20 protein-coding genes are annotated in these 24,120 nt (G+C 59.3%); 11 read left to right on the top strand and 9 right to left on the bottom strand.

Features of this window, described 5'->3' with window-relative positions; all coding sequences use genetic code 11:
- Positions 1 to 70: 70 nt before the first annotated feature.
- The 4 genes from PK28_RS08970 (at position 71) to PK28_RS08955 (ending at position 2,801) form a co-directional block, all read left to right on the top strand.
- Positions 71 to 532 carry a peptidylprolyl isomerase gene (locus PK28_RS08970; protein WP_044513436.1) on the top strand — a complete coding sequence of 154 codons (462 nt, stop codon included), beginning with the start codon at positions 71 to 73 and terminating at the stop codon, positions 530 to 532.
- 202 nt (positions 533 to 734) lie between these two features.
- Positions 735 to 1,652 carry an alpha/beta fold hydrolase gene (locus PK28_RS08965; protein ID WP_044513435.1) on the top strand — a complete coding sequence of 306 codons (918 nt, stop codon included), beginning with the start codon at positions 735 to 737 and terminating at the stop codon, positions 1,650 to 1,652.
- 32 nt (positions 1,653 to 1,684) lie between these two features.
- Complete coding sequence (locus PK28_RS08960) at positions 1,685 to 2,197, top strand: RNA polymerase sigma factor (RefSeq protein ID WP_044513434.1); 513 nt, start codon at positions 1,685 to 1,687, stop codon at positions 2,195 to 2,197.
- A complete protein-coding gene (locus PK28_RS08955) occupies positions 2,187 to 2,801 on the top strand; it encodes a hypothetical protein (protein WP_044513433.1) in 615 nt (204 codons plus the stop codon). Before PK28_RS08960 ends, PK28_RS08955 begins: the two co-directional genes overlap by 11 nt.
- 214 nt (positions 2,802 to 3,015) lie before the next feature.
- On the opposite strand, the gene PK28_RS08950 is transcribed toward PK28_RS08955, so the two are convergent.
- Positions 3,016 to 4,545 carry a sigma 54-interacting transcriptional regulator gene (locus PK28_RS08950; protein ID WP_044513432.1) on the bottom strand — a complete coding sequence of 510 codons (1,530 nt, stop codon included), beginning with the start codon at positions 4,543 to 4,545 and terminating at the stop codon, positions 3,016 to 3,018.
- 214 nt (positions 4,546 to 4,759) lie between these two features.
- Between PK28_RS08950 and PK28_RS08945 the strand changes: the two genes are divergently transcribed.
- Positions 4,760 to 5,728, top strand: coding sequence for a c-type cytochrome (locus PK28_RS08945; protein WP_044513431.1), 969 nt, complete (start codon positions 4,760 to 4,762; stop codon positions 5,726 to 5,728).
- A gap of 76 nt (positions 5,729 to 5,804) precedes the next feature.
- Here the strand turns inward: PK28_RS08945 and PK28_RS08940 are convergent, their stop codons facing one another.
- Entirely contained in the window at positions 5,805 to 7,181 is a 1,377-nt protein-coding gene (locus PK28_RS08940) for a TlpA family protein disulfide reductase (protein ID WP_044513430.1), read from the bottom strand.
- 396 nt (positions 7,182 to 7,577) lie between these two features.
- Here PK28_RS08940 and PK28_RS08935 point away from each other — a divergent pair, with 396 nt between their 5' ends.
- Positions 7,578 to 8,537: a cytochrome c gene (locus tag PK28_RS08935; protein ID WP_044513429.1), complete on the top strand. Its 960-nt coding sequence runs from the start codon at positions 7,578 to 7,580 to the stop codon at positions 8,535 to 8,537.
- A 93-nt stretch (positions 8,538 to 8,630) separates the two neighbouring features.
- On the opposite strand, the gene PK28_RS08930 is transcribed toward PK28_RS08935, so the two are convergent.
- A complete protein-coding gene (locus tag PK28_RS08930; RefSeq protein WP_044516685.1) occupies positions 8,631 to 9,737 on the bottom strand; it encodes a vWA domain-containing protein in 1,107 nt (368 codons plus the stop codon).
- A 130-nt stretch (positions 9,738 to 9,867) separates the two neighbouring features.
- On the opposite strand from PK28_RS08930, the gene PK28_RS08925 reads away from it, so the two are divergent.
- Complete coding sequence (locus PK28_RS08925; protein ID WP_044513428.1) at positions 9,868 to 10,149, top strand: DUF427 domain-containing protein; 282 nt, start codon at positions 9,868 to 9,870, stop codon at positions 10,147 to 10,149.
- An 81-nt stretch (positions 10,150 to 10,230) separates the two neighbouring features.
- A complete protein-coding gene (locus tag PK28_RS08920; RefSeq protein WP_044513427.1) occupies positions 10,231 to 10,851 on the top strand; it encodes a hypothetical protein in 621 nt (206 codons plus the stop codon).
- Between the two features lie 96 nt (positions 10,852 to 10,947).
- Here PK28_RS08920 and PK28_RS08915 read toward each other — a convergent pair whose 3' ends face one another.
- Positions 10,948 to 11,925, bottom strand: a complete 978-nt coding sequence (locus tag PK28_RS08915) for an acyl-ACP desaturase (RefSeq protein ID WP_044513426.1) — start codon at positions 11,923 to 11,925, stop codon at positions 10,948 to 10,950.
- Positions 11,926 to 12,054: 129 nt separating this feature from the next.
- Entirely contained in the window at positions 12,055 to 13,695 is a 1,641-nt protein-coding gene (locus PK28_RS08910; protein ID WP_156126320.1) for a hypothetical protein, read from the bottom strand.
- Positions 13,696 to 13,838: 143 nt separating this feature from the next.
- Here PK28_RS08910 and PK28_RS08905 point away from each other — a divergent pair, with 143 nt between their 5' ends.
- Positions 13,839 to 15,473, top strand: a complete 1,635-nt coding sequence (locus tag PK28_RS08905) for an ArnT family glycosyltransferase (RefSeq protein ID WP_044513424.1) — start codon at positions 13,839 to 13,841, stop codon at positions 15,471 to 15,473.
- Here the strand turns inward: PK28_RS08905 and PK28_RS08900 are convergent.
- From PK28_RS08900 to PK28_RS08890, 3 genes are read right to left on the bottom strand one after another with little or no spacing between them, the layout of a single operon-like run.
- The gene (locus tag PK28_RS08900) at positions 15,455 to 16,402 is read right to left on the bottom strand and encodes a glycosyltransferase (protein WP_052430545.1); all 948 of its coding nucleotides are present in this window, start codon (positions 16,400 to 16,402) and stop codon (positions 15,455 to 15,457) included. The two genes, PK28_RS08905 and PK28_RS08900, sit on opposite strands and share 19 nt — an antisense overlap.
- Positions 16,399 to 17,712 (bottom strand): MATE family efflux transporter, encoded by a 1,314-nt coding sequence (locus tag PK28_RS08895; protein WP_044513423.1) that lies wholly within the window; start codon positions 17,710 to 17,712, stop codon positions 16,399 to 16,401. Before PK28_RS08895 ends, PK28_RS08900 begins: the two co-directional genes overlap by 4 nt.
- Before the next feature lie 15 nt (positions 17,713 to 17,727).
- Complete coding sequence (locus PK28_RS08890) at positions 17,728 to 18,756, bottom strand: hypothetical protein (protein ID WP_156126319.1); 1,029 nt, start codon at positions 18,754 to 18,756, stop codon at positions 17,728 to 17,730.
- A gap of 146 nt (positions 18,757 to 18,902) precedes the next feature.
- On the opposite strand from PK28_RS08890, the gene PK28_RS08885 reads away from it, so the two are divergent.
- Both PK28_RS08885 and corA read left to right on the top strand, forming a co-directional pair.
- Positions 18,903 to 19,823: a DMT family transporter gene (locus tag PK28_RS08885; RefSeq protein ID WP_044516676.1), complete on the top strand. Its 921-nt coding sequence runs from the start codon at positions 18,903 to 18,905 to the stop codon at positions 19,821 to 19,823.
- 83 nt (positions 19,824 to 19,906) lie between these two features.
- Positions 19,907 to 21,103, top strand: a complete 1,197-nt coding sequence (gene corA / locus PK28_RS08880; protein WP_082017038.1) for a magnesium/cobalt transporter CorA — start codon at positions 19,907 to 19,909, stop codon at positions 21,101 to 21,103.
- A gap of 198 nt (positions 21,104 to 21,301) precedes the next feature.
- Here the strand turns inward: corA and PK28_RS08875 are convergent, their stop codons facing one another.
- Positions 21,302 to 24,031 carry a hypothetical protein gene (locus tag PK28_RS08875; RefSeq protein ID WP_044513422.1) on the bottom strand — a complete coding sequence of 910 codons (2,730 nt, stop codon included), beginning with the start codon at positions 24,029 to 24,031 and terminating at the stop codon, positions 21,302 to 21,304.
- Between the last annotated feature and the right edge of the window lie 89 nt (positions 24,032 to 24,120).

Here is a 24,120-nt window from a genome sequence, read left to right as displayed (position 1 = left end):
CAAATTGGCTACCTTTGCCTCTTGCTGGCTATTTGGCCATATTCTCTGTTCATACACTTACCCCATCCGCATGAAAACCGCCGAAATCCACACCAATAAGGGTGTTATGAAAGTGGAGTTCTACGAAAAGGACGCTCCCAACACGGTTAAAAACTTCACCGATCTGGCCAAGAAAGGCTTCTACGACGGGCTGAAGTTTCACCGCGTGATTCCCAACTTCGTAATTCAGGGCGGCTGCCCCAACTCCCGCGACGGTGCCAAAGGCGCGCCCGGCACCGGCGGCCCCGGCTACAAAATTGACTGCGAGCTGACCGGCGACCATCAGTACCATGAGCGCGGCGCCCTGAGCATGGCCCACGCCGGCCGCAACACCGGTGGCTCGCAGTTCTTCATTGTGCACGACCGGCAGAACACCGCCCACCTCGACCGCAACCACACCGTGTTCGGTAAAGTGGTAGAAGGCATTGACATCATCGACCAGATTAAAGCCAACGACACGATTGAGAAAATTGTGGTAAGCGAAGAGGCATAATTCACTATCTGATTTGAAAGCAAGAAAGCCTCTGACTATATGGTCAGAGGCTTTTTTCATGCATGTTGGTTTACTACCCTAAGGCACCGAAAGCCCGGCGTTTTAGCAAGCTGAAAAATTATTTCAGAAATATTTCCTATTCCCTGTAACAAACCGGCAGGCGCGGTATCAGAAGGACAAAACCAACTAACCTTTCTGTGCTATGAAACGTTACCTGCTCTCCTTCATCCTCGTGTTTGTTTTGTTGCCGGGCTTCCGCGCTCAGGCCTCTTCTTCCGCTGATGCCATTAAGGTGGAAGTGGTAGGGAAGAAAAATGGCCGGCCGCTGTTGCTGGTGCCTGGCTACGTGGCCCCCGGTGAGCTGTGGCGCGAAACCGCCGCCGCGCTGGGCCGCCGCTATCAGTGCCACGTGGTTACGCTGGCCGGCACCGGCGGCGTGGCCCCCATGCAGGTGGCCCCTACTGATTCCTACTACACCACTTATGCCCGCGCCCTGGCCGACTATGTGCGGGAGCACAAACTGCGCCGGCCGGTGTTGGTAGCGCACCAAACCGGTGGCATGATGGCCATGCGGGCCGCCACCGACTTCCCCGAATTATTCGGCGGCCTGGTACTGCTGGAAGCCCTACCCGCTCCCTTTGCCGTTGCTAACCCCCACCTGACTACCGATTCTCTAAAGCTCCCCGCCCGCGACAAAATGATGCCCATGCTGCTGAACATGCCGCAGCCTACCTTCCTGCAGCAGCAGAAAATGTTCATCAGCACCTGGGCTACTGATACCGCGCAGCAGCGCCGCATTCTGGGCTGGGCAGCGCAGGCCGACCGCGCCACCTGGGCCAACATTGTATACGAGAGCATGACCACTGACCTGCGCCCCGCCCTGCCCCGCCTGCAGGTGCCCGTACTGCTCCTGGGCATTTGGGTGGCCGGCAAAGCCGTGCAGCCCGACCTCACCGCAGCCAAAGTAAAGCCCATGTTTGAGCGGCAGCTGGCCACAGCCGGCAAAGGCGTAGAAGTACGCCTCAACGATACGGCCCGCGAGTTTATGATGCTGGATGACCCCAAGTGGACGCTGACAAACATTGAGCAATACCTGGCGGCGCATCCGGCCAAACCCTAACTTCCGGCCGTCTCACCTAAGCCGCGCCCTGCATGCCTGCTGCCAATGCTTTGCTGTTTGATGAGTTGTACCGAACCCACCACCGCCGGGTGCAGCGCCTGTGCCTGGGCTACTGCGGCGGCGACACGGACACCGCCAACGACCTGCAGCAGGAAGTATTCCTGCGGGTGTGGTTGAACCTGGACAAATTTCGGCAGGAGGCGGCACTCAGCACCTGGCTCTACCGCATCTGCATGAATACCTGCCTGCTGTGGGTGCGCCAGACCAAGCGCCGCCCGGAAGCCGCCGGTAGCACCCTTCCCGATGTGCCCACGCCACCCCCGGACCCGCAGGCAGGCCAACTGGCCCGCCTGCACCGCGCCCTGGGCCAGCTGCCCGAAGCCGACCGCCTGCTGATGATGCTGGTGCTGGATGAGCTACCCTACCCGCGCATCGCCGAAATCTGTGACCAGACCGAGGGCAATGTGCGCGTACGCCTGCACCGCATCCGCCAGCGCCTGGCCCAACTTCTCCAATACGTACCCGAAGAAGACGATGCTTTCTGATTCCACCTCCCCCGACTTCGATGAGGACGAGTTGCGCCGCTTGTGGCAGGCTACGCCTGAGCCTGCCGTACGCACCCATGCGGCGGAAGTGCGCCACCAGCTGGCAACCCGCCGGCGCCAGATTTTGCTGCAGAAAACTGGCAGCCTGGCCGTTATTCTGCTCGTGCCGCCCGTTATGGTGTGGGTGTATCTGATGCGGCCCGTAGGTGGGCTGGGGCTGGCGGGGCTGCTGTTGGCCGGCGTAGCTTTGCTGGGTGCCATCTGGCGGAAATTTCAGAGTCTGCAACTCTTTTACACCTTCTCTGCTCAGGATGCGCCGGCGGCCTACGTTGCCCGTTTGCGCCGCTACTATCAGTGGCAGCAGGACTATGGCCTGCGGTTCTACCAGGGGTATATCATTCTGTTGAACACTGGGTTGGCGCTGTATTTTATAGATGGTTACCAAGGCCGGCCGGCCTGGCAGATAGGCCTGCCGGTGGCGCTGGCGGTTTTCACGGGGCTGGTGCTGCGCAACTATAGCAAGCGCTACGCCCTGCAGGAGCAGCAGGAAACCGAACAGCTGCTACAGGGACTGCAGGGCTTTGAAACTGAGGTCGCGAATTAGCGTTTTAGCCCTGAAGCTACTTGGCTTCGTTTGTCATGAGAGCACAGCGAAGCATCTCGCTAGTGTAGTATACCACTAAAACGTCAGCACGCGAGATGCTTCGCTGTGCTCTGCATGACGTTGGGGTTAATTAATAAACAACTCCCATGGCACCCTATAAAAAAAGCCAGCCCATTCGGGCTGGCTTTTTTTATGCTTCGGATATCCGGACTTGCTACCGGCGACGGCCGCGCTGGGGGCGCTCATCCTCGTCTTCCTCGTCATCATCTTCGCCAAAGCTGGGCATGGTGAACATGGAGGAAAGCAGGTCTTTAAACTGCGCCCCGGCCGTGAGGCGGTTGCGGGAAATGAGGCTGTACTCGGAAAGGCCGTGCAGCAGGAATTCCATCAGGAAATAGGTGGTTTCCTTATCCTCCTTGGGGTGCAGCTCCGTCACGATGTCTCGCAAGCCGGGCACCTGGTCCAGGGCGGCGCGGTAGTCTTTGGTGGAGGCATCGTGCAGAATATCCACGGTGTGGCCGCTGCCAAACCAGTCCTGCACCGTTTTGTAGGGCGAAGGGCGGCCTTTTAGCTTCTTGGCCTTATCAGGGTCGGGGAAGTAGCTCAGGAACAGCGTGCGGATGGCTTTACCCATCAGCTTTTCGGCCACAATGCCGGCTCCCTCCTGCTCGCCTTCATACACCAGCTCCACCTTACCGGTAATGGCGGGCACCGCCGAAATAAAGTCGGCTACGCGCACGTAGGTGTTCTTTTCGCCATTGATGAGCGCCCGACGCTCGGCCCCGGCCACTACCTGCTCGTAAGCGGAAATGGTAAGACGCGCCGAAACGCCCGATTTAGCATCCACAAACTCGGAGCCACGGGCTTCCACGGCCACTTGCTCCACCAAATCGTGCATGATTTCGTTGCTCGTCACCATGCCTTTCTGATCCTCTTTAATGCGGGCTTCCTGCTTGGTGATGCGCTTGCCGATTTCGATGCTCTTGGGATAGTGCGTGATAATCTGAGCGTCAATCCGGTCTTTGAGCGGCGTAACAATGGAGCCCCTGTTGGTGTAGTCCTCGGGGTTGGCCGTGAACACAAACTGGATATCCAGCGGCAGGCGCACCTTGAAACCCCGAATCTGGATGTCGCCTTCCTGCAGAATATTGAACAGGGACACTTGAATGCGGGCCTGCAAATCGGGCAGCTCGTTAATCACGAAAATGCCGCGGTGCGCCCGGGGAATCAGGCCAAAGTGAATTACCCGCTCATCGGAGTAGGGCAGCTTCAGGGTAGCCGCTTTAATAGGGTCGGCGTCGCCGATAAGGTCTGCCACGGATACATCGGGCGTAGCCAGCTTTTCGGTGTAGCGCTCGTCGCGGTGCAGCCAGGTTACGGGCGTGTCGTCCCCTTTTTCAGCAATAAGATTTTTGGCGAATACCGATAAAGGCTGCAATGGGTCATCGTTCAGCTCGGAGCCGGCCACTACGGGCACGTACTCATCCAGCAGGTTTACCAGCAAGCGGGCAATGCGGGTTTTAGCCTGGCCCCGCAAACCCAGCAGGTTAATGTGGTGGCCGGCCAAGATAGCGCGCTGCAGGTCTGGAATTACGGTTTCCTCGTAGCCATAAATGCCGGGAAACACTTCTTCTTTGTTGCGCAGCTTCTGAATGAGGTTAGCGCGCAGTTCTTCTTTAACGGAGCGGGGCTGATAGCCGGATTTCTTCAGGGCACCGAGGGTGCTTATGGTAGATGGGATCATACGGAGAGTAAAGAGAAGCCCGGTAGATGGATATATACGGGCAACGGAGCTAATACAACTATTGAACAGGGTGGTTGGTTCGGCGGGATTAGGGTACCGGCTCAAAAAATCTGCTTCCTATCACATCATTATGTGATGCGCCAGAATTCTAGTTAGTTAGCCTAAGAATATCGAAAGGCATATACTTGTAGCCATATACCTATCCTTTCATTTTATGAAAAAAATATTCAAAATTCTGGGCGGGGTGCTGGCAATTGGCGTGCTGGCAGTCCTGGGGTTTGTGGTATGGGTTCAGGCCCGGGGCATCCCCACGTATGATACTCCCAAACTACCCGTGCAGCCAGTAGCAATTACACCGGCCCGGGTGCTGCAGGGCCAAAAGATAGTAACAGCCATGTGCGCCGACTGCCACCTGGACCGCCAAACCAATGCCCTGACCGGCAAGTTTATAAACGACCTGCCCCCGGAATTCGGGAAGCTCTACTCCGCCAATATCACGCAGGACAAAGCCCACGGCATTGGCGCCTGGACCGATGCCGAGCTGGTAGGCCTGTTCCGCACCGGCATTGGCCGTGATGGCCGCTTCCGGATGGTGATGCCCAATTTCGTGCATATGTCTGATGAGGATGTGAACAGCGTTATTGCGTTTCTGCGCTCCAATAATGCCCTGGTGCAGGCCAAGCCCATTCCCTCGCACGAGCAGGAGCCATCTTTCCTGGGTAAGATGCTGGTGAATACCGTGATGAAACCCACGCCCGTGCCCACCAAACCCGTGCTGACTCCCGATACCACGGATGGGGTGGCCTACGGCCGCTACCTGGTAGTGGGCCGCTACAAGTGCTACGACTGCCACTCCAAGGATTTCAAAACCAACAATGCCCTGGTGCCTGAGCAGTCAGAAGGCTACCTGGCCGGCGGCACCAGGCTGCTGACGCCCACGGGCGAGGAGATTATGAGCCGCAACATTACCTGTGATGAGGAAACCGGCATCGGCGACTGGACCGAAGCGCAGTTTGTGCAGGCCGTGCGCTACGGGAAGGCCCCCAATGGCCTCCTGAAACTGCCCATGCCCAAATTCTCGCTGATGTCGGAGCAGGAAGCCCAGGCTATTTACGCTTATCTGCATACGGTGCCCAAACTCAAGAATGCAACCGCCGAAGATGGCGCAGTGGCAGCACGCTAAGCACAACCCACACACCTATCCAAAACGGCGGCCCTTGTCAGGGCCGCCGTTTTTGGTTTAGCCAGGATAAAGCCCTCTATGGCTTTTCTGCCAGGGCTTTTTCCAGCGCCGCCACTACCTCCGACCCTGATGAAGGCCGGGGGGCAGAGTTTTGCCAGATACGCCCGTTGCGGCCAATAATCCAGTAATTGGGAAAGCTTCCTACCTGAAAAGCTTTGGCTGCCTTGTCGCCTTTCGCATCCAGCAAATGCACGCTATTGGCCCCAGTGAGCGGGTATTTTTTCAGCGTACGCCGCCAGGTTTCAGGGTTTTGGTCTACGGATATATACAGGAACACCACCTCCCGTCCCAGAAAGCGTTTTTTAAGCGGCACGGCGGCGGGCGCTTCAGCCAGACATGGTTTGCAGGCGCTATACCAGAAATCGAGGTACACTACTTTGCCCCGGAAGTCCTGCAGGGCCACGGTCTTGCCACTGGCATCGCGCAAGCTAAATTCCGGTGCAAGATTGCCCCGCTGCAGAGTTGCCGTAGCCTGCAAGGCCTGGCGGAGGTTTCGGGCCGTAGTAGAATCCCGATTATGAGCCAAAAATACTGGCAGCGCCGCTAATACGGCCGGGCGCCCGGTGTCCCGAAAATCGTAGAGCTGATTAGTAAGCAGGCCGCCTACTACATAGTCACGCGCCGGGGTGTCGCCAAAATCAGCCGTAGCCTGGGTGTAAATCTGCTCTGCAGAACCGGCTTTGCCAGGCAGCTGCCCGTTGGGTGGCAATAAGCGCACGTAATGGTAGGCTTCAATCAGCCAGCCCAGAGACTCTACCAAGGATATTTCTGCCGTCTGCATGGGCTTTTCCCGCAGCGGTAAGGTGGCCAGGAAATCAAAGTAATGGGCCGGTAACTCTGGCTCTTTCTGCGTCCGGCGCTTCAGCATACTGGCATAACGCAGCAACGAGCGGCCATGCTGCATATCCAGCACCAGCCGGCGCGAAGCCAGCAGGCCCGCTGGCAGCGACTCCCGGGCCTGATAGGCGACCAGCGTGTCCAGCTGCTGCTGACGGTAAGTATCAACCAGCAGCCGGAACTCAGTGGGGGTAGCCGTAGCGGCGGAAGGCCGGCTTTCGGGCCAGCTGTCGTAGTTGGCATCGAACTGCCGCTGGGCCTGCGTGAGGTAGTTATTGGCAGCCGCCCCACGCCCAGAGAAGCGCAAGGTACCCAGCAAGTCCTTCTTGTCAGCGGTTAGCTGCAGGGAGTCGCCGGGGCTGATGTAGATGGTTTCAAACGCGCCAAAAATAAGCTGGGCATTGAGCGGGGCCGTGAGGTTAGTGAGGCGCAGCGTGAACTCCCCTGCTTCATTAACAGCGGCTTTGGCACCGCTAAATTTCTCTCCCAGCCGATAACCGACGCGCACCGTGTCCTGGACAGTGGCATTCCGAATAACACCCTTAATAACGGCCATTGTGGGCTGAGGGACCAGAGGTGCGGCCGTAAACGACGGAGCAACCGATGCACAGCCACATAGTGATAGAAAAACTGAGTATAAATACTTCATATGCACAGGATACCGAAAAAGCCGCCGACGTTACAAACCCACGGTGGCTTTTAAAAATTACTTTCATAACAGCAGCTAAAACGTTGCCTAGCAAAGCTCTCGGCTACACCGACTTGCGCCTGTTGCGCTTAGAGTCTTCAAAAATCAATTGACCCAAGCCTTTCAGGGAGCTGTAATAGGCCTTGCGTGCAGAGTGTCTCCAAACTCCTGTAATATCTCAAACTCGACTATTCATTTATTAATATTTATTATGCTTTTTTATATAAAACTCGCTACTAATTCCCCCACTTATTCCGCGAGAACATGAAAAAGCCCCTGCATATCCTCGGTCTGGTACTTGGCATGCTGTTGCTGGCAGTGGCTGGCTTCGCCGCATTAATAAAGGAACGAGGCAGCCCTACCCAACAAGCGCCGACAGCAGTGCGGCCCAGCACCCCGAAACGCGTGCTGCAAGGCGAGAAAATAGTCGCGCTGATGTGCGTGCACTGCCACCAAAACCCGTCCACTAAGACGTTATCGGGCCGGCCCATGCCCGACCTGGGCACCGACCTGGGCAATTTGCATTCGGCTAACATTACGAAACACCCTCAATTCGGCATCGGGCAGTGGACCGACCAGCAAGTGGTGACCCTGTTGCGCACCGGGGCTGGCCCCGATGGCCGCCCGCGCTTGGGCATGCCGCGCTTTGCCTACCTCTCCGACGAAGACGCCGCCAGCATTGTGGCCTTTCTGCGAGCCGACAACCCACTGACCCGGGCCACCGCCCAGGCCAGCCAGCCCCAGAAACTGTCCCCGCTGGCCAAGTCGCTTATGACCACCGCGCTAAAGCCAATTCCGCCGGTCAAGCACCTCGCCGATGCGCCCCCCGCATCCAAGCCTGTGGCCTTGGGCCGGTATCTGGTCATTGCCCGCTACCAGTGCTACTTCTGCCATTCGAAAAGCATAAACACCAACAACGAATCCAACCCCGAACTATCAAAAGGCTATTTGGGTGGCGGCGACAAATTGCTCGACGATGACCTCCAGGTTCGCATCAGCCGCAACATCACCATGGACCCCAATACCGGCCTCGGCAAATGGAGCGAAGAACAATTCAGCAAAGCGGTGAAATTTGGGATGGCACCCTCCGGCATCCTGCACGGCCCAATGCCCAAATTCTCCACCCTCACCGACGAGGAAGTGCACGCCTTGTGGGCTTACCTGAAAACCGTTCCCAAAATCAAGAATGCCACGCCGGAAGATGGCGTCGTACCAAACAAGTAAGGCAGATTGAGGAAGCCAAACCGAAGCCCGTCATGCTTCGGCCGCTGGCTTAATGCGCCATATGTTCAGTATGACGGGCATTTTTGGCTTCTATTACACCGATTTTCGGCGGTTGCGCTTGTAGTCTTCAAATATCAAATGACCCAAACCTTTCAGGGAGCTATAGTACGCTTTGCCCTGGTTTACCTGCGTGAACTCCTCCACAAACTGCTGCAGATACGGATCAGAGGCAATCATGAAGGTGGTGATGGGCACTTTCAGGCGGCGGGCGGCGGCGGCCAGGTTCAGGGTTTTGTTCACCACTTTCCGATCCAGCCCGAACGAGTTTTTGTAGTAGCTGGTGCCTTCCTTCAGGCAGGTGGGCTTGCCGTCGGTAATCATGAAAATCTGCTTGTTGGGCGTTTTGCGCTTGCGCAGCAGATCCAGGGCCAGCTCCAGGCCGGCCACCGTGTTGGTGTGGTAAGGCCCCACCTGCAGGTAGGGTAAATCCTTCACCTCAATCTGCCAGGCATCGTTGCCGAACACCAACACATCCAGAAAATCTTTGGGATATTTCTGCTTCACCAGCTCGGCCAGGGCCATGGCTACTTTTTTGGCGGGCGTAATCCGGTCCTCGCCGTAGAGAATCATGGAGTGCGAGATATCAATCATGAGCACCGTGCTGGTCTGGCTCTTGTGCTCGTTCTCGCGCACTTCCAGGTCGCCTTCGGTCAGCATAAAATCCTCGCCGCTCAGGCCGTGGTTGAGCTGGGCGTTGCGGATGCTCTCCGTCATGGAAATCTGGTCCAGAGAGTCGCCGAAGCGGAACTCGCGCATGTCGGTGCTTTGCTCGTCGCCCTGGCCGGTGTGGGGCGTGCGGTGGTTGCCCTGCCCCGATTTCTTGAGCTTGCCAAAGATTTCCTCCAGCGCCGATTTGCGGATTTTCTGCTCGCTTTTGGTCGTGATGTTGAACGCCCCCTGCTTTTGCGGGTCATCATCAATGTAGCCCTTCTTTTTCAGGTCTTCAATGAAGTCGCCAATGCCATAGCCATCTTCCGTCAGCCCGTATTGCTTGTCCAGCTCCGAAAGCCAGGATAAGGCCTCGCCCACATCACCGCTGGTGATGGTGATGAGTTGCATAAATATCTTGAGGAGTGACTCAAACCCTTTATCGGGTAAGTCCTCGGGCACGAAATCCCGGAAACGAAAACCTGCAGCCATAACAAAGTCAATGAGCCCTGAGAACAACTAATCGGAGAAGTTAGTTTTTAGTTGCCGATGATTGATACTCTTCCTACCGGCAGAGCACTTCGCGGCAGCAGCCCAACCACCTAAAACCTAATACCAAGCTATGAAAGCCATCTGGAACAATACCGTAGTAGCTGAGAGCGACGACACCGTAGTGGTGGAAAACAACCATTATTTCCCGGCCGAGGCGCTGAAAAGGGAATATTTCGAGGATAGCATTGCTGGCACTTCCTGTCCCTGGAAGGGCCGGGCCAGCTATTATTCCCTGCGCATTGAGGGGGAGCTGAACAAGGATGCCGCCTGGTACTACCCCACTCCTTCTGAGGCCGCGCAGCATATTAAAGGGCGCGTGGCATTCTGGAAAGGCGTGCAGATAGTGCCGTAATTCCGGCAACCTCCGGGGCATTTTCCGGGTACTACTTAGCTGTGGAGCCGGCTTTTTCGCGGGCTCCTTAGCCTGTTTGCTATGAAAAAGCTCGTCTTACCCCTGCTGGTAGCGCTGGCGGCCTGCGACTCTTCCCGTACCACTACTGAATCGGCTGATCCGGCGCAGCTGCGGGCCACCACCACGCCGGCTGCCCCGGCCGCTGCGGTTACCTTTCGGAAAGAACTCCGGCACAGCGACTTCCGCTTTCTGGTGCAAACCACCGGGGAGGGCGCGCAGCAGCAGCTGAGTCTGCACACGGAAAAAAAGGGCCGTACGCTGGCCACTACCACCCAGGAGCTGGAAGGCAGGGTATCCGACGTAGTCGTTACCAACCTCAACCAAAACGACTTTCCTGAGCTATTGATCTTTGTGAGCGACGCCGGCAGCGGCTCCTACGGGCAGCTGCTGGGCTTTGAATACCAGAACCAGGGTCGCCGGGCCGTTACGCTCCCCGGCCTGGGCGGCCCCGCCGCCAAAGGCTACCAGGGCCACGATACTTTTGAGGTGGTAGGCCAGCAGGTGCTTCGTCATTTTCCGGTATACCAGGAAGAAGACGCCAACTGCTGCCCCAGCGGCGGCACGCGCACCATCCGTTACCAACTGCCCAGAATGGGGCTGGTTTTCCAGCAGGTAGCTTTTGAGAACAGCATCAATCCTTAAGCGCAGGCGGCTTAGCTGATATATCCAGCATCAAAAAGCCCCGCTTTCTTCCAATGGAAGAAGGCGGGGCTTTTTGATGCTGGAGACTAAGCTTGCTTAGTCAATCCACTTAAAGCGGTATTCCAGCTTGGGCACCGGCATGCGCTCTGATACGCGGCGCAGGCGGGCGGGCAGGGCCATGATATAGTCCCGGGCTTTTTCGGCCTGGCCGTTCAGGCCAGTGATTTGGCTTACGTTCCAGGTAGTAATGAGGCTTTCCAGAATATCGGTGTAATCCTGGCTGGTGTATACGCCCAGGCGCTGGGCAGCATCGGTGAAGTGCCCGAAGGTTTTGCCCATTTCCACGCCCATCTCGCGCATGTAGTGCGCGGGCATCACAATCTTCTTGCGCATCATATCCTCAAAGGCCAGCATCATTTCGGATGGGTCTACTTCAAAGATTTTCTCCACAAACGTCTGGTACACGCGGGCGTGGCGGGATTCGTCGCCGGCAATCATGCCGCAGAGCTTGGAAAGCGCGTGGTCGCCGGCTTTGCGGGCCAGCGTACCTACCCGGCGGTGCGAGAGGTTGGTGGCCGCTTCCTGGTAGCTGGTGTAAATGAAGGCGCGGTAAGGGTCGTGGGCGGTGCCCAGGTCAAAACCGTCGGCAATCAGGTACTGGGTGCTTACCTCAAACTCGCGCATGTTTACGCGGCCGGAAAGGTACAGGTAGCGGTTGAGCAGGTCGCCGTGGCGGTTTTCCTCGGCCGTCCAGCCCCGGATCCACTGGGCCCAGCCGTTGTTGGGGTCGCGCCCCAGGTCATCGAGCTGATGAAACCAGGCCTCGTAGTTGGGCAGGGCCTCTTCCGTGATGGTATCGCCAATGAGTACGGCCATCAAATCGTAGCTCAGCTCCTTGGCCCGCTCACGCAGCTCCTTTACTTCATCAAAAAATGTATCGAGGCGGGGGTCGGGCAGGAAGTCGGAAGGCTGCCAGCTCTCATCTACCTTTTTCAGGAAAGAACCCATGTTCTCCCGCAAAAAAGGTTCGAGGTGCTGAAGTACTTCCCCGCGGGAAGTGAGGGTCGCAATCATGGGGCGTGGTGGGAAAAGAGGTTCGAAATCAAGCGCCAAATGTAAAGATTCGCTTTTCAGCACTTACGTGCGGCACCTGTAAGTGCGGCTATAAAATTTTGGCATTTTTCCTTGTTTTCGCCAATAAGGCTATTCAAACACGGGAATATACAGCCGGGGCAGGTCATTATTTCCCGACACGGGCTGCCGGGTGCGTAAACTCAGCCGGGGCTGCCCTTTTTGCTGCCGCCAGGCCAGGTGCTGATTGAGCAGCCGGGCAGTAGCTGGAGTAAGATACCACTTTACGGCTGCCCGGCGCCGGGCCAGCACCCGCAGGCTTTCGGTAAAGTCGCGGGTGCCGGTAAGGCGCTGCCGCAGGCGGGGCTGCGAGGGGTCCAGCGTGGGCCAGCCCGTGAGGTTGAGGCACGTTTTCAGATACACGCTGCCAATGGTATGCACCCGCAGCGGGTTCTGCGACTTATAGGCAGCATTTACGGCATCGGTTACGACCACCGGGGCCGGGTACGTCTGCCGCCGAAACAGGGCCAGTGCCCGGCGGCCGCGCAGCTGCTCCGCCTCCAGCGTAGTGTGGCGGTGCCAAAGTTTGTAGCCATAGGGCGCGGCGGCCAGCAGCAGCACCAGTAACAAGCTCAGGATTTCGTGGTTGACGGGCCGGCGCGAATCGCGCAGCAAAAACACCAGGTTAGTGAGCAGCCACAGGTTCAGCACCGGCAGGGCCAGCCGGGAGGGCAGTTTCAGCATACTGCCCAATACCAGTAGCAGCCCCAGGAAAGCCACTTGTACCAGCCAGAAACGGCCGCGCCCGGCCATGCGGGCACTGGTGGCTACCCATATTTGCAGCACCAAAATGAGCAGCAGCAGGGGAAAATAGTTGAGCGCCAGCTGCCCAGCCGTAAGCAGGAGCTTCTGGGGCAGTACTTCCTGGGTAAAATGCCGGGCATCGGGCACGTAAGCCCGGGCAAAAAAGGCTTCGTTTATTAATACCGAATCCCCCAATAGCCACTGCTCTACCTCCTGCACGCCCAGGCTGTCAGAAGGAGTGCGGGGTATGGGTCGGTATAGCTGATAGTCGTTGACGTTGGACTTGAGGACATCCAGGGTCCGGAAGGTGCTGGCTTCGTTGCCGCGCAGCAGGCCGGCTGCCAGCCCCCCTATCAGCGCCCAGGCTACGGCCACCCCCAGCAGCGGCATAGCGCGCCGCCCGGCCAGCCACAACACGCCGGGCACCACCAGCAGCAAGGCCAGATCGGCCGCGCTGGGCCGTATCAGCCAGCTCAGCCCAAATGCCACCATCCCGATGACACGGGCGCTGAACTGCTCCGGGCGTTGGGCGGCATACAGCAGGCCGGCCCCAGCCAGCAGTAAGGGCACCCGCATATAATTAAACCACATGGCGTGCTCTACCCAGGCCATGCTGTAGAAGAGTACCAACAGCACCGTGACCAGTTCAGGAGCTACCCGGTGCCGCACCAGCTTATCCAGCACGGCAAACGTTAGCGCGGTGGCCGCATACAGCAGCGTGTAAAGTAGCACACCATACCAGGGCACGGCGGGCAGCAGCCGAAACAGCCCGGCCAGCACCCAGGCCAGGCCATGAAAATAAAGGTGCAGGTTGGTTACCGGGGCCGCCGCTGTATTGCCACGCAGTAATTGGATGATGGCCAGATCATCATTGGTCTCATAGTAGAACCCCAGCACCACTCCGGTAAGTACCAGCAGTAAGGCGGGCAATACCAGGCAGTGCCAGATGCGAGGCCACCTCTTGACCATGTAACTTAAAAAAAGGATTTTTTGAATACGGCAGCGGCATGCTGCTTAGGATGATGCGGCGAAGTTGCAGGTTTTTTTGGCTTTTTCAGTGATACCAACAAAAGTAACCCGGTGCCTACCAGATAAACCCCTTGTTTTGTACTATGAAGGACACCTCCCCGCGCCTGGCCGATTGGACGCTGCTTAGCCTGGTGGTTTTCATAGTAGCGTATTTCTTCTTCACCCACGAAGGCCTCTACGACTACGATGACTACCACTATGCCCGTCTGGCGCATGAGCTGGCTTCGGGCACTTTCCAGGTAAACCCCGATGCCCGACACCTGCTGGCCGAGCCGTTTCGGGAAAGGCTGCTGGTTTTTGCACCGGTAGCGCTGCTGTACCGCCTGTTTGGAGTAGGGATTTATACTACCACGCTGTGGCCGCTACTCTGCACGTTGGGCACGCTGGCTATTTGCTGGGCCTTATACCGCCGCCGAGCGCCACTGGTAGCCACCGGGGCCATGGTGCTACTGGGGCTGCATTATTTCATGCTCACGCTGTCTAACTATCTGTATCCCGATAATATTCTCATGTTCGCGGCCCTGGCCAGCGCCGCGGCCCTACTGTGGGGCCGGCGCCCTGAGCAAGGACACCCGGCCCTTTGGGGAGCTGGCTTTGCCACGCTAACGCTGACCGCCTTTCTGGCCAAGGAAACCATTGTGTTTTATCTGCCTTTTTACCTGAGCCTACTAGTGGTGGATTTGCTGCGCCGGCAGCACCAGCGGTTCTGGCTGGGCGCCGTGAGTATGGGTTTGGTTTTGCTGATAGGCTACCTGAGCTTTTACTACGCCCACACCGGCGACGCCCTCTACCGCTTGCACCGCATTGAGCAGGCCAACGTTTATTTCCAGCCGAAGAACTATCTGGGCAGCCAGCGCGGCCAGCTGCTGGCGCGGCTAACCTGGCAGCCCCTGGCCAGCTTTATAGCGGCAGGCGTGGGCGTGGCGCTGCTGCTGGCCTTGGCAGCCGCTTTCAGCCATGCCCTCCTACACCCGGAAGCCCGTTTCTGGCTGTGGCTGGCGCTCAGCTCCATGGCCTGCTTTTGGTGGGGCAGCACTTCCCTGGCGCACTACAACCCCATTACCCTCACGCCCCGCATGATGGCCCCGCTCCTGCCCCCGCTGTGCCTGGCAGCAGGCTTTGGGCTGCGGGAGGCACTGCGCAACTACCGGGCTGCGGGGTGGCTGGCGCTGGGGCTGCTGCTTTGTGCCCTGTGGCTGCACAATAGCAGCGCAGTGATATATGCCGGCACCGGCTTTTGCTTCGCTGGCCTGTTTTTACTGGATTGGACGGGGAGGGTTTCGGGGTGGCTTCTCTCCCACCTGCCAGCACTGTTCATTGTAGCACTGGCAACAGTGCTGGCCATTCGGCCCTTGTATTTCATGGCCAAACCCAGCGCGTTTTCCTTCTTTGAGCAGCAGGCCATAATCAGGCAATATCTGCCGGCTACGGCCAAGGGGGTGGTTTTTGTGGATGAGCACCTGCTGGAAAAGGCCGATTTTTACTATGACTTTACGCCCCCTCCGGCCCTGGCTTACCGGCGCTATGAAAGTGCCCGCGCCCTACCGCCTGCGCCCGGCCAGCCTGCCTGGCTGCTGGTAAACGGCAGTACGCTTACCAACCCCGAGCTTACCCGGCAGCTGATTCAATACACGGAGCCGGAGGTTCTGGCGTGGTTTCCGCACCGGCAGCTGGTAGCCCAAAAAGGAAAGGTTCGCCTTTACCAGGTTTTCCCCTGAAAGCGGCTTAGCAGGCGTGCCGCCCGACCAACCAGTTGGTCCAGCATAGTGGCGCGGCCGGTTTGCTGCAGGAGTGCGAAGTAGGCCGCGGCTGCCCCGTAGCTACCCCAGCGGGCAGCCTGCCGCATTTCCCAGCGCACCCGAATGGCCAGGGCATCCCGCTCTTCTCCGGTCTGGCATAGTGCCCAGGCTTTATGGCAGATGGCCAGCGTAGAGCGCAGGTGCGGGTCGCCGGGACGGTAGGCGCCGCGCGACATAGCCCGACCGTGCTGCCGCTTGCGGGTGGTTACGGCATCCAGAAAGTAGAATTGCCAGTGGCGGGAGGCCCGCACCCAGAAATCAAAATCCTCATAGTACAGCGTTTCATCGTAGCCATGCAGCTCGTCCAGGGTAGCACGGCGCATCATTATGGTGGGCGTGCTGATGAAGTAGCGGCGCAGCACCTCGGCAAAAACCCACCCCGAGGCCGGCGCGGGAAAAGGCTTACCCTGGCGCTGCCGGATGTGGTAGCGCAGGTGGCAGCCCTGCTCGTCAATCAGCTCGGCGTTAGAATACACCATGCCTGCTGTAGATGGTAGCTGCTGAAAAAATGCCACCTGCCGGGCAAGACGGTCTGGCAGCAGCACATCATCCGTGGCAAAGTCAATCAGGAATTCTCCCCGGGAGCTGCGGTAGGCTTCGTTAAAAGCCCGGCACAGCCCTAGGTTTTGAGGATGCAGCTGCAGTTGCCACGCGGGGTTGCGGGCCGCGTACTCCTGCAGAATACCTACGCTGCCATCGGTACTGGCATTATCTACCAGCAGCACCTCCACCTGCGGGTAGGTCTGGGCCAGGATAGAGTCCAGGGCTTCGCGAAGAAAGGGTGCGTGGTTGTGGCAAATAGCCACAATGGTTACCAACGGCAGCGCGGGAGTAGCAGCGGGCATCATGCAGCGGAAGCAACAGGCAGCCAGTACTTCCGAAAACCAATGCCCGTACCCACCAGCAGTAGGCCAAACCGCACGGCGTGGGCCAGCGGCGCGCCCAGCAGCCCAAACCGGGGCAGCAACACCGCCAGCAGCACGGCATATAATACCGCTGAGCCGGCCTGCACCGCCACGTACCGCCCCACCTGCGCCCGTGCCGAGAGCAGAAACAGCAGCGTCCAGGTCAGGAACTTGGCCCAGTCGCCGAGCAGCTGCGGGCCCATGAGCGGCGCCGCGGCCGCAAAGTGCTGCTCAAACAACAGCGGCAACAGCCAGTTACGCAGCAGAAATAAGGCCCCCAGCCCCAGGCCCAGCACCGGAGCCAGCAGCAGCAGCACTGTGCGCATATAAGTGCGCAGGGCCGCGGGCTGATGAATAAGCGCCGCCAGCCGGGGGTAAAAAACACTGCCCATCACCGCCGAAAAAACCATGGTGTAGTTGTCCGAGAGCTTGGCCACGGCCTGCCATAAATCTGTCTGCGCCAGGGAGAAGTACCGGATCAGCACGGCGCGCATCACAAAATCAACGGCTTTGCTGAACAGCAGCAGGCTGAGGGCCATAAGCAGGAAATGACTGAGGGCGCGGAGGGCCGCCGGGCTGATGCGCCCGGGGAGCTTAGGCAGCAGACCGGCGCGCACCGCAACTACCAGCGTTACCAGCACGGTGCCGCCCTGCGCCAGCAGGTAGGCCAGCAACGCCCAGCGCACCGGCCAGTGTGCTGCCAGCGCCCCACCTACGGCCAGCACCCCCAGCCCGCTCAGAAGCACCGTGAGCCACACATACGCCCGCAGGCGCCCGGCCGCCAGCAGCACCGATACCAGAAACGCATGGCCCGTGAGCAAGCCAATACCCAAGGTAAACAGCAGCACCCAGCCTATGGACGGCTGAAACACGCCCGCTAACGGCCCGCGCCCCAGCAGCAGCAGCGCGGCACCCAGCCCCAGTACGGCGGCATTCACCACCAAGCCTGCGCCCAGCCACAGCCGAAAGCGGGCCGAGCCTGCCCGCAGCGGCGCCAGATATTTCACCATGCCCACATGTACCCCATCATTCGGCAGGGTGGTGAACATGGCCATCAGGTTCTGGAAATGGGCCAGCAGGGTAAGCCCACCAGCGCCGCCATACAGGGCCAGCAGCTTATTGAGCAGCAGCGCCCCGCCCGCCCGGGCCAGCACCGCCACCCCTGAGCCCAACGAGCCGCGTAGAAAACGCCCCAGAACCGCATTGCGGGTTTCGGGCTGAGAAGCTGGCGGAGAAGTGGTGGCGGAGTTCAAGGGGCAGAAAGCTGGCTAGGGCTGCGGGGCCGCTGCCTCAAACGTAAATTTCTGGCTCATGACGCCCCCCAGGTGCTCTTTAAACCGCAGCAGCGGAAAATTGGGGCTCCCTGCGGGGAGCATAGACGTGCCCAGATCCAGCAAACGCATGCCATTGGCCCGGCCAAAAGCATGCAGGCCGGCATTCAGCAGCACCACCGGGCTAAAGGCATTGTAAGCCAGCGGACTGGCCGGGTAAAAGTTATAGAGCACCTGCTCGTTTAGGCGAATGGCTACCGTGAGGGCGGCCCAGTTTCCCTCGGCGTCGCGCACGGAAAACAGGAAAAAGTCTCTCGGGAATTGTTTGAACAGCTCCTGCAGTCGCTCCAGCGGCAGAGAAAGGGCCTGCCCTTTCTCCTGCCGGCAGCGCGCCAGAAATTCATAGGCCAGCGGCAGCAGTAAGGGGGGCTCCTGCTCAAACTGCATACCCGCCCGCTGGCACTTGCGCAGGCGCCGCTGCTCCGAGGGGTGCAGCCGGGCTTCAAACGCTTCGGCCAGCAGTAAATGATGATTGACCTCCGCCTCTACTGCCCGAAAGCCCAGGCTGGTGAGGGCCTGCGCCAGCAAGGGCACGGCGGCCGGGGCATAAGCGCCGGGGTAGCACTTCAGGCGTAGGAGCGGCATTTTACGGGTTTGCAGCTCACCTAATACTACCGCCAGAAACGCCTGCAAAACCTCCGCCCCAACCGACTCAGCCAGTTGAATACCCCCAAAAGGGGCCTGGTAAGGCGAGATACTGTGCTCTGACTTCTCATTTCCAAATACCGGGAACAAGGCTACCGTCTGCTGGCTGCGTTGGTCTTCCAGCCAGAACAGTAGCCGCTCGGATGGGGCCGGCTGCAAAGCCAGGTGCGCCGGCCGCAGAAACAGCAAGGGGTCGAAAGCCAGGGGCAGGCCGGGCGCGGCCCCGCTGCCTGCCTGCCACCGCACCGTATAGCGCCCGCCTGCTAACGGCAACATCAGAAAATCATCAGAAACGGCAGGTGCAGGCAAGGCAGTAGGCATGGATGGAGGGCGAAAGTAAAAAAAACGCCGCGCCCGGGAGCTACCCCTTAGCTTTGCGGCCCCACTTTCCCGTTTCTATCAGCGGCGCGAAAAATCCTGGCTTTGGGCCGGGCATGGCTGCTGATGCTTATTCCCTACCGGTCTTTATGCTGGCGCTTCTGATTTACGTGCTCTTTTCGAGCGCAATTGTTTTCACGTTTAAGTATTTCGGGCAGTTCCGTATCCCCACGTTTCAGGCGTTGGTAGTCAATTATCTGACCTGCACGCTGGTAGGCTGGCTGATGAGCGGTTCTCCTTCCCTGGCGCCGCTGAAAACCGGTGGAGCCTGGCTGGTAGCGGCGGTGGTGTTGGGCGCGCTTTTCATTGCCACGTTTTATCTGGTGGCCCTCACCACCCAGCGGGTAAGCGTGAGTGCGGCGGCCGTGGCTACCAAGATGTCATTAGTAATACCAGTAGCGTTTAATCTGGTGGTGCTGCGGCAGGCCCAGCGGCCCTATACCGCCCTCAACTATGTGGGCATGGTGCTGGCCGTAGTGGCTATTATTCTTACCGTCTGGAAACCCGTGCCGGCTCCGGCGGGCAGCCGGGGCGCGCAGGCCGCTCGCTCCGCCTGGCTACTGCCGGTGCTGGCATTTCTGGCCAGCGGCTCCGGCGATACGCTCCTCAACTACGCCAGCTCCCGGTTGCTGCCCATGCCGGCGCATCAGGCGCTGTTTCCCATTTTGCTGTTTGGCACGGCGGCTGTAGTAGGGCTTTTCGTGCTGGCGGGCCGCCTGTTCGCGCACGTAGAAACCATGCAATGGCGCAGCCTGCCCGCGGGCATTGTACTGGGTATCCTGAATTTTTACTCCGTTTATTTTCTGATTCGGGCCCTGGGGGCCTTTGGCAACGATGGGGCCTTTGTATATCCGCTGGCCAACATCGGCACCATTCTGCTGGGGGCGCTGGGCGGCTACGTGCTCTTCCGCGAGCGGCTGGGGCGCACCGGGCAGCTGGGTCTGATGGCGGCCCTGGTGGCCCTGCTGCTGCTCTCCTACCAGGAGGTGCTGGCGGCGGCCGGGGCCTGAGGCGTTACTTTTTATAGTAGCTTCCGTAGCATATCCGGTTTTGCGCCGCTCTTGTCCTTTCCTCCCGCCTGCTCCCTAGCGCTATGTCTTCTATTCCGCCCCTCGGCGAAGCTACTCTCCCCCTGCCGGCTGCGGAGTCGGCGGCCGATACCAACCCCAGCAGCATTTCCGACCGGGAAGCAACCAAGCAGGCGCGGCGCCAGGTAGTAGGCCAGCGGCCGGGCAGCCTCATTATTCATGAGAATTCCTACAAGCCCCGGCTGTTCATGATTTCTTATGATGCTGATGTTTTTGAGGAGCGGGAATATGCCAGCTATGATGAGCTGATAGACTACTTTCAGCGCAACGCCCACCTGCGCCACTGGATAGACGTGCGCGGCTACGACGACCTGCCCCTGATGGAGCGCATTATGGACGACTTTGAGCTGCACCCCCTGCAGATGGAAGACGTGCTGGGCGACTACCAACGGGCCAAAGTAGAGGAGTTTGATGAGGGGCGCCTGTTTATGGTTTCCCGCATGACGGAGTTTACCTCCAATCTGGAAATCGACGATGACCAGCTCAGCCTGTTCACCGGCCCCAACTATGTGCTGTCGTTTCAGGATGATTACGATGACTGCCTGGACTCCGTGCGCCAGCGCATCCGCTCCGGGCGCAGTCAGATTATGCGCCGCCCCCCCATGTATCTGGCCTACAGCCTGACGGATGTGGTGCTGGACCACTACTTCCCCACCATGGCCGCCATCGGCGACTATATTGAGCATCTGGAGGAGCTTATCTTCCGCTCCAAGCGCGCCGACCGCCGACTGCTGGGCCGCATCCTGCAGATCAAGAAAGACATTGTGCGCTTCCGCCGGCTGGTGTACCCGGAGCGCGACAAAATCATGGAAGTTCTGCGCCTGCCCGATGACGTGATGCCGGAGGAAATGAAGGTATTTTTCCGCGACTGCTACGACCACTCCGTGCAGGCCCTGGACCTGGCCGAGAGCTACAAAGAGTCAGTAAACAGCCTGGTAGAGCTGTACCTCTCCGACCAGAGCAACCGCATGAACGAAGTAATGAAAGTGCTGACCATCATCAGCAGCATTTTCATCCCCCTCAGCTTTGTGGTGGGCCTCTACGGCATGAACTTCCAGCGCGAAAACCCGCACGGCGGCATCAATTACCTCAACATGCCCGAGCTCTACCACCCGCTGGGCTACCCCATTCTGCTGGGCATCCTGCTGCTGGTAGTGGTGGTGCAGCTGGTATACTTCTACCGCAAAGGCTGGCTGTCGTAATACGGAATACCGATATGTCATTGCGAGGCACGAAGCAATCCGTCCTCTGAAAGGTGGCTAGCCCTAAGAAGTGAAAAGCCCTTGACGCGTGGTACGTCAAGGGCTTTCTGGTAGAAGGAAGGGCCGTACTCCGGAGAAGACGGATTGCTTCGTGCCTCGCAATGACACTCACTCACTCACTCACACCCTTACCGCCCATTACTCGGCCGTTACGCTGGTGCGGCGCAGGGCGCGGCCTTCCGTGCGGTACAGAATCCAGCTGTTGGTGCCGGTATCAAACCGGGCTCCTATGGTAGGGGCGGTACTGGGGAAGGTACGGCCACCCAGCTGCTTGCCCTTGGAATTGTAGAGATATACCTGGTTGGGGCCGGGCTCCGTGATGGCAAAAAGCCGGCGTCCCGTGCCAAAATCAAAGAACTGAACGGGTTTTTCGTCGGAGGTAGTGAAGCGGCGCTCCAGGATGCGGCGGCCGGCGGCATCAAACAAGGTAAGCAGGCCGTTGGCCTCCTGCCGCACTATCACATAACTGCGTTTCACCTGATCCGGGATGATGCGGAAGGTGCAGCCCCGGCTCCAGGTGCTGATGCGGCTGCGGGTAAGCACATATCCGCTCAGGTTAAACTGTACCCGCTCCCCTTGCTGGGTTACCACCGTAAGGCGGGTGCGCTGCAGCGTGGGCCCGCTTTCCACAAAAGCCGCCGTATGCAGCCGTGCCCCCACACTAATGGGAAAGCCTGGGTAAGTGCTGCCCTGCTTATCAAAAGCGAAGATGTAGCCGTTTTCCAGCAGCACCACAATCACATCGGAGCCCGCTACGCTGAGGTAGTGCGGCGGCGCGGCCGGGGAAAACTCCAGGCGCTTGGGCTGCCAGTTGGGTAAGGCGTTGCCGTTGGTATCGAAGAGAAAGAAGTTACCGCCCCCGCCACCTACCAGCAGCCGCGTGGCTCCGCCCCGGCTCTGGGGCGAAGGCGTGAGTGAGCTTACCTCCACCGAATCGGGTAGGTTGAGGGGGAAATGCGGCGCCAGGCGGCCCTGGGGATCAAACAGGTACAGCTGGTTGGTGGTAGCCAGCAAAAAGCCTGAGGCATCGGCTACGGGCAGGCGGTGTACGGGGCCCACCACGGGGCCACTGAGGGTATCAACCCAGGTAGCCACGTTTTCCGGGGTAATGTAGTGCAGTACCCGCAGGCTGTCCTGCACCAGCGTGCCGGGCGTGCGGGCGTTGGCAATGTTAACCAGCAGGGGCGGCGTCATCAGGCCGCTTTTGAACGTGAGGGATCCGCCATCCTCGGCGGCCAGCGCGCCCTGAGCCACGTTGTTTACGGCCGGGTGCCGGAGCAGCAGCTGGGTAAAATACTGGGCGCCTTTCTCCTGCTCACTATCGGCGGGGGGCACCAACTGCAGGGCCAGCTGCGGAAAGCGTTTGAACAGGCTTTCATTGCGCAGCAGGCCGGCCCGGCGGTCCTCCTTCAGGGCGCGCAGCAGCACGTTCCAGCTGTTCTGGGCATCCATAATCACGCTGAGGCGAGCCAGTGGCTGCATTTCTTCCAGAAAAGCCACCTGTGTGGGCGATTTAGCCCACACCTTACCCGCTACCACATCCTGCAGCCAGGGGCGCAGCTCGGCCGAAGTCTGGGCAAAGGCCACAAAGCTGCCGGCCTGCACCACCACCCCGGCGCCAAAGCCCCGGAACAGCGGCCCCAGCAGGCGGGCCGGCACTTCCTCTATGCCTACCTGGTATATCTGGTAGGGCCCTACCCGCTCAAAAGAAGGGCTGCCCCCGGTGGCCCGGCGCAGGCGGCCCAGCGCCACGGCCATCCGGCGGGCATCGGCGGTGTGGGCCAGGGCAATGCGTGCGGGGGCCTGCCGGGCCGAGGCCGAGGCCAGGTAGCACAGGGCTACTTCCCCATCCAGCAGGGCCGCCACGGAATCCAGCGCGGTGCTAACGGTGGAATCGGGCAGGGCGGGCATGGGTTGGCGCAGCGTGGCGGGCTTTTGGGTGCCCAGATGCAGCAGCACAGCCGTGCGCAGGGAAAGAATATCGGCCATGCGCAGGCGCTGGGGCATCTGGCCCCGCAGGCGCTGATGCAGTGCGTCGCGGGCGGTTTCGGGGTTGGTGAAGCCGTTGAACACTACTTTGTTGCCGGCCAGCTGCATTTCTAGGAGACCATTTTTGCCCAGACCCGTGAGCATTTCCAGGCTGGGGCGCAGCTCGGGCCGGAAAAACAGGTTCAGGAAAGGGGGCAGCTGCCGGTAGTTTACCAGCAGGGTAGCATCTACACCCTTCAGCTTTTGGTAATCGATGTTATGAAAATCGGCGGCTACGGAGGGCTGGCCTTCGTGCTCGATGCGGGCAATTACCTTCTCAATGAGCAGAGGGCTGGCGCTGGCAATGAGGTGGTTGCGGTAGTTGAAATAGGTAACGCCCGCCCCAGTGCCCTTCTCCCGGATATCGGTAATAACCTGATTATGAAACTCGCGGGTTTGCACCATAAAGCGCGGCAGGCGCCCCAGGGCTTCGGCCGCGCCCCGCACCTGCCGGAACTCACGCACGCTGTTCAGCGGCACCTGATACAGCAAATCAAAGGAACCGGGGCCCGTTACATGCACGGAGGCCAGCACGGTTTTGCGCCCCAGAAAACGCAGCAGGTTATTGCGGCTGTTAGTAAGGCTGTCCAGCAGCACGGCGTTTTCCTCAAACTGCTGGAAATAAGGCAGGGCCGTGAGGTTGTCCCACAGCTGGGTTTCCTTGAGGTGGCGCACCAGCGTAGGATGGTCGCGGGTGGCAATGACGAATACAGCATCATCAGGCACCAGGGCCCAGGCATCAACGGGCACGCGGGCCACCGTGCGCCGGTAGTATACGTAGGAGCCCAGCGCCGAAATCAGCAGCAGCCCGGCCAGAAACACCAGTAACTTATTGGACATGCAACACAGCCAGGGTGGAAAGCGGAAGGCGGCAAAGGTAGCTATTCGGCGGGAGCAGCCGGAAGGTTTTGCGCCAGGGCCCGGGCGGT

The sequence above is a fragment of the Hymenobacter sp. DG25B genome (assembly GCF_000801315.1).
In the GTDB taxonomy this organism is placed as follows: domain Bacteria; phylum Bacteroidota; class Bacteroidia; order Cytophagales; family Hymenobacteraceae; genus Hymenobacter.
The sequence above is the reverse complement of the archived record's forward strand: the minus strand, read 5'-3'. Positions and strand labels throughout refer to the sequence as shown.